This is a genomic window from Frankia sp. CcWB2 (assembly GCF_977927585.1).
In genome coordinates this window covers 1-4968 of record NZ_CDWRCM010000261.1, presented here as the reverse complement: position 1 = coordinate 4968, position 4968 = coordinate 1, and the positions used below count along the sequence as shown (strand labels likewise).

The window sequence follows — 4968 nt, the reverse complement described above, 5'->3', positions numbered from 1 at the left end:
ATACGAGAGAGGAGTCCGTCTCGTGGGCTCGGAGATGTGTATAAGAGACAGATCCAGAAGTGCGCGATAACCTCCCGGATCGGCTCGACGACGGCGTCGCCGTGGCGGCGCAGGTACCGTTCCACGATGTCGGCCATAAAGGTGAAGTGCCGGGCCTCGTCCTTGGCGAGCCGGTTCGGCAGATCGGCCAACACCGGATCGCCGACGACCGCCCGCAGCTGCTGGTAGTACAGCTGGGTCGCCTTCTCTTGGACCAGGGCGTAGGCGAACAGCGAGACCGCGTGGTCGTGCGGCAGTTCGAAGTGCTTGCGCCCCTCGGTCGCCAGTTCCCGCCGCAGCTCGTCGGGATCGGCGATGCCGGCGGCGACCTGGTAGCGGAACAGCACCCGGGCGTGGCTGTCCTCCTCCTGCGCCCAACGCACGGTGAAGTGGTAGAGCTCCCGGTTGTGCACGAAGTTCTCGACGTCGACGTCGGGGTTCAGCGGGAAGGCCCGCTCGTACACGCCGAAGTAGCCGGGCAGGTGGTCCTCGATCAACGTGATGAACCGGACCGCGGATCGCTGTCCCTCGGTGAGCCGATCGGCGTCGGCGTTCTCCCAGGCGAACGTCGATTCGACGTTGAAGCGGCGGGTGGTGGAGCCCGCCTGGTGGAAGGCGATGACGGCCGCCTCGACCTCGGCGGGAGGAAGCAGCGGCGCCAGGGCCGGGCGTGCGGGGGCTCGCGGCGGTTCGACGCCGCGGGCCTGGCCGAACGCCGGCCGGAGAATGTCGGATGCCGTCATGATGTGGATCCCGTTCCTCTCTCGGCGGCGGTCAGCGTGCCTTGCGGCACACCAGCGCGTAGTGCTTGGTGATGTAGCCCCAGCCGGCGTTCGCGACCTCCAGATAGCGGCGCAGCGTCGCGGCCGTTCCCGGGCGGATCGCGTCGATCCGCTCCGCGGCCGCGTCGACGTTCACCAGCCAGTCGTCGATGGTGCGCCGGTAGTCGTCGGTGAGATCGTCTAGGCTTGCCAGGGAGAAACCGGCGTCCTCGGCACCGGTGACGAGGTCGGACAGCGGCCGCATGTCCCCCCAGCCGAAGATCGATGCGCGGACGAACTCGGTCCCTTCCCGATGGTCGAACGCCCCCCGGGTGGCAGCGTTGCGAAAGCAGCTTTCCGACACGTACAGCCGTCCGTCGCGGCGCAGCAGCGCCCGGGCCCGCCGGAACACGACATCGAGGTCGGGCATGTGCACGATCGAGCCGAGCATTGTCACTGCGTCGAAACTCCCCGAGGGCAACTCGACCGTCTCGAAGTGACCCTGGACCGTGGTGACGCGGTCGCTCACGCCGAGTTCGGCAGCTCGCTGCGCGATGTAGGCGTGCTGTCGCCCCGCGGGGGAGACCCCGACGACCTCGGCTTCGTACTCGACCGCCATGAACAGCGTCAGCGAACCCCAGCCGCATCCGATGTCGAGGAGGCGACCACCGCGGCGCAGGCCGAGCCGATCGGCGACGAAGTGGAGCTTGGCGATCTGCGCCTGCTCGAGGGTGTCGTGCTCCGTGCGGTAAAGACCCGAGCTGTATTTGCGCAGGGGATCGAGGAACAGGCCGAAGACCTCGGGCGGCAGGTCGTAGTGCTGATTGGTGTCGCTCGTCGTGGGTTCGGTGCCCGTCGTGGGCCCGGCGGCGAGGCCCACCGCAGCCTCCGGTGCGGTGGTGACGGGCGAGTTCATGCGGCCTGCACCTGCAGCGCCGCCTGGACGACGTCGGCGACTTCGGCGACGGTGACCGCCGAGAAGACGTCCTCGTCCTCGAGCTCGACGTCGTACTCGCGTTCTACCCGGGCGATCATCCGGAGCACCTTCACCGAGTCCGCGCCCTCCACGGAGCGCAGATCGGCGTCCGCAGCCAGGTCCTCGACCGGGATGCCGAGCTCACGAGCGACGATGGCGGTGACGGTGGTGACGATCTCCGCATACGACACTGACATTCAGTGCTCCTCTGAGGTGGGGAGGCCGGCGGCGGTGGACCCGGTGGCCGGTGGTCTGGTGAGCGTCGCCGCCAGTGCCTGCGCGACACGGTCGGCCTCGGTCGGATTCAGCATCATCCGGTCCCGGGCGGTGTCCATCGGGGTCGGGCGGTAGGTTGCGCTTGCGGTCGCGAGCAGCGTCCCGGCATCGTCGAGGATCTCGGCCTCGGCGTGCACCAGCCCGTTTGCTCTGCCGCCGTTTACGCCGCTGTTCGCTCCGCCGACCGTGCCGCCGACCGGTGCCGCGTCCCCGCGGCCGGGGGTACCATCCGGGACGCCGTGCAGCCGGGCGACGCAGCGGTACTCGGCGCCGACGCTCAGCGGGGCGAGGTAGCGCACCCGCAGCGCGGTGGTGAACGCGGTGAGCCCGACCTGCAGCACGATCAGATTGCCCATCGTCTCATCGACGATCACTCCGATGAGGCCACCGTGCACGACGCCGGGATAGGACTCGTGCCGGCGTTCGAGTCGGAAACGGGTCGAGATGCCGTCGGCGTGGGCGGAGAAGCGTAGTTGCAGCCCGTGCGGATTGTGCGGCGAGCAGCCGAAACACCGATAGTCCGCGAGCACGGACCACGGCACGCTCAGGTAGTCCTCCGGATCGTCGGCTTCCCGCGGGCCGTCAGGGCTCGGCGTCATCAGGTGGCTGCGCATCGGGCTCCCTGGTCGATAGGCGCGGAACGCGCGGCTGGTCGATGGGCGCGGAACGCGCTGGGCGTGCGGAATCGGAGGCGGGGCTTGCGGGTCAGAGCACGCCGCGCCCGACCAGGTCGCGTACCGCCAGCCGTTGGAATTTGCCGCTGGAGGTACGGGGCAGCGCGCCGGGCTCGACCAGACGCACCGTCACCGTGGACAGCCCCAGCGCCGCAGTTGCCGCCATCCGCAGGTCGGTCGCGAGTCGGGCTCGGTCCGCGGGCTCGGTCAGCGCGGTCTCGCCGACCACCGTGACGCCGCCGGCAGCCTTCGCTCCGGTGGCGTCCGGGGGGCTGTCGGCGGCGTCTGGCTGGTCGGGGGAGCCGAAGGCGACGACGCGACGTCGGTGCACGCCCGGAAGGTCACGCACCGCCGCTTCGGCGTCCTCGGGGTAGTAGTTCACGCCGCGTATAATGATCATTTCCTTGTCTCAGCCGGTCACGAACAGATCGTCGCCGCGCTGGAAGCCGAGGTCGCCGGTGCGCAGCCAGCCGTCCGCGGTGAAGCCCCCGGTCGTCAGGCCCCCCGCGGTGAGGTAGCCCGAGGTGACCGAACCACCCCGGATCTGGATCTCGCCCACCCGCAGGCTCGGCGCCAGACCGTCGCCGAGCGGATCGGCCAGGACGTCACCGTGCAGGTCGGCGATGCGAATCCGGATGTCGCGGACCGGCCGGCCGACGGCGACCAGCCCCTTGGCGCGCGGATGCTCGCGCGGGACCTCCGTCACGATTCCCTCGGCGGCGAGTCGGTCCCGGTCGACCCAGGTGACCACGGGGGCGCGGCCCAGCGGCGGGAAGGCCACGGCCAGGGTGGCCTCGGCCATCCCGTACACGGGGAACATCGCCGTGGGGGCGAACCCGGCCGGCGCGAAGTGGTCGAGGAATCGCTCAACGCCGACCGCGGAGACCGGCTCGGCTCCGTTCAGCGCGACGCGCCACCGGCGCATGTCCAGCCCGGGTACCTCGTCCGGGTCGATCGCCCGGACGAGGTCGTCGTAGGCGAAGTTTGGCGCCGGCGAGATCGTGGCGCCGCTGGCGAGGAACGAGCGCAGCCAGCCGGCGGGGTCACGGACGAAGTCCGCCGGGGACCAGACGGTCATCGGGATGCCGGTCATGATCGCACTGAGGGTCGCGAACAGCCCCATGTCGTGGAACAGCGGCAACCAGATTCCGCCGTGATCGCCCTCACCGAGCCGGATGCCGTCGATGATCGCGCGGATGCCGCACAGCGCGGCGCGGTGGCTGAGTACCACGCCCTTCGGGGCCGCGGTGCTGCCGGAGGTGAACTGCACGATCGCGATGTCGTCCGCACCCACCGCACCCACCGCACCCACCGCACCCACCGGACGCCCGGGACTCGGAGGTGGCTGGCGCGTGGGCGTGGCGGGACCGGCGTCGCGGGCCAGGTCCGCCGCGGGGAGGAACCGGAGTCCGCCGAGCCGGTCGGCCGTCCGGCGCAGGATGGCGGACACCCGGCCTCCGGTGACCACCCGGTGGATGCCCGCGGCCGCCGTGGTGCGCGAGACCCGGTCGGCATAGCCGTTGAGGTCGTGCGCGGTGGTCGGCAGTGGCAGCGGACAGGCCGCCGCGCCCGCCCGACTGATCGCGAAGAGCGCGAGCAGAAACTCGGCCGAGTTCGCGGCCAGTACCCCGACCCGCTCACCGGCCTGGACCCCGTCCGTCGTCAGCGCGGCCGCGATCGTCCGGGAGGTGGCCGCGAGGTCCCGCAGCGAGATCACCTCGCGGGTCGACGGGAACGTGACGGGTGTGTCGGGATGCCGGGCGGCCGCAACGTCCAGTGCGTCGTGCAACGTCTCGGCGTCGAGCGGCTCATGGTGCCCGCGAGCGTCGGTCGTGCCGGTCGGGTCCGTCGCGTGGCTGCCGTGGGTCGTGTGGGCCGGCCCCCCGGTCGTCGCCGACCGTGGAAAGACCGGCCGCGGATGGACCGTCGGAGACGTGGGCGAGATGGCGGAGGTGGGCGAGGTGGCCTCGCTCCGGATGGCAGGCATGATCCGCACTCCTGTCTTCCGCGTCCAGGTGTCTTCCGCGCCCGTGCGACGGATGGGGCCCGGCCGGCACCGAGGCGACGGCGGCCAAACAGCAGCCGATGGGGCTACCCGTCAGGTGTACTCGCCCGTCGGGTGTACTGATGTCTGTCCGTCGGGTGTACTGATGATCGGATGCGCTGATGAATGCCGCGGGCAGCAGGAAAAGGCTGTCTCTTATACACATCTGACGCTGCCGACGCATTAGACGGTGTAGAT

At 70.6% G+C, this 4968-nt stretch carries 6 protein-coding genes; all 6 read right to left on the bottom strand.

Annotated elements, in window-relative coordinates:
• A partial coding sequence (locus tag ACY45C_RS19920; RefSeq protein WP_462189087.1) for an acyl-ACP desaturase occupies positions 1-782 on the bottom strand: 782 nt, incomplete at its 3' end.
• A 31-nt stretch (positions 783-813) separates the two neighbouring features.
• Positions 814-1716: a class I SAM-dependent methyltransferase gene (locus ACY45C_RS19915; RefSeq protein WP_462189086.1), complete on the bottom strand. Its 903-nt coding sequence runs from the start codon at positions 1714-1716 to the stop codon at positions 814-816.
• Positions 1713-1973, bottom strand: coding sequence for an acyl carrier protein (locus ACY45C_RS19910; RefSeq protein WP_462189085.1), 261 nt, complete (start codon positions 1971-1973; stop codon positions 1713-1715). Before ACY45C_RS19910 ends, ACY45C_RS19915 begins: the two co-directional genes overlap by 4 nt.
• Positions 1974-2651, bottom strand: coding sequence for a PaaI family thioesterase (locus tag ACY45C_RS19905; RefSeq protein ID WP_462189084.1), 678 nt, complete (start codon positions 2649-2651; stop codon positions 1974-1976).
• Positions 2652-2757: 106 nt separating this feature from the next.
• On the bottom strand, positions 2758-3126 hold the full coding sequence (locus ACY45C_RS19900) for a hypothetical protein (protein WP_462189083.1): 369 nt from the start codon (positions 3124-3126) through the stop codon (positions 2758-2760).
• A gap of 9 nt (positions 3127-3135) precedes the next feature.
• Positions 3136-4713: an AMP-binding protein gene (locus tag ACY45C_RS19895; protein WP_462189081.1), complete on the bottom strand. Its 1578-nt coding sequence runs from the start codon at positions 4711-4713 to the stop codon at positions 3136-3138.
• Positions 4714-4968: the final 255 nt, after the last annotated feature.

Excerpts from the sequence above, each read along its gene's own strand:
- ACY45C_RS19905 (WP_462189084.1), bottom strand. The coding sequence starts at position 2,651 with ATGACGCCGAGCCCTGACGGCCCGCGGGAAGCCGACGATCCGGAGGAC.
- ACY45C_RS19895 (WP_462189081.1), bottom strand. The coding sequence starts at position 4,713 with ATGCCTGCCATCCGGAGCGAGGCCACCTCGCCCACCTCCGCCATCTCG.
- ACY45C_RS19910 (WP_462189085.1), bottom strand. The coding sequence starts at position 1,973 with ATGTCAGTGTCGTATGCGGAGATCGTCACCACCGTCACCGCCATCGTC.
- ACY45C_RS19915 (WP_462189086.1), bottom strand. The coding sequence starts at position 1,716 with ATGAACTCGCCCGTCACCACCGCACCGGAGGCTGCGGTGGGCCTCGCC.
- ACY45C_RS19900 (WP_462189083.1), bottom strand. The coding sequence starts at position 3,126 with ATGATCATTATACGCGGCGTGAACTACTACCCCGAGGACGCCGAAGCG.